Source organism: Halomonas sp. ND22Bw, from assembly GCF_003011945.1.
Taxonomy (GTDB): domain Bacteria; phylum Pseudomonadota; class Gammaproteobacteria; order Pseudomonadales; family Halomonadaceae; genus Halomonas; species Halomonas halophila.
In genome coordinates this window covers 1-258 of sequence record NZ_PXWD01001235.1, presented here as the reverse complement: position 1 = coordinate 258, position 258 = coordinate 1, and the positions used below count along the sequence as shown (strand labels likewise).

Annotated in this window: 1 protein-coding gene; it reads right to left on the bottom strand. The window is 65.5% G+C overall.

Annotated features, from left to right (window positions below):
- Nucleotides 1-258: hypothetical protein (locus tag CVH10_RS26990; RefSeq protein WP_219925000.1), on the bottom strand; the 258-nt coding region annotated here is incomplete at both ends.

Sequence of the window (258 nt, the reverse complement as noted above, 5' to 3'; positions counted from 1 at the left end):
GCGGCCCGCCGACGATGGCGACGCCGAGCGTCGCCATGCCCGTGAGCATCGCGACGAGGGGATCCAGCGCGACGCCCAGTCCGACCATCGCGAGCAGGCCTGCGAACAGCTTGCCGAGCAGGCTGCCGATGAAGTTGAAGCGGTTAAGGAAGCTGTCGGTGGGGATCGCGTACTCGATGCCGCCGCCGTAAGCGTAACCCGTCTGCATTTCGTTGTAGCGGCCCGAATAGGCCAGGACGTTGGTGCCGGTGAAGAAGT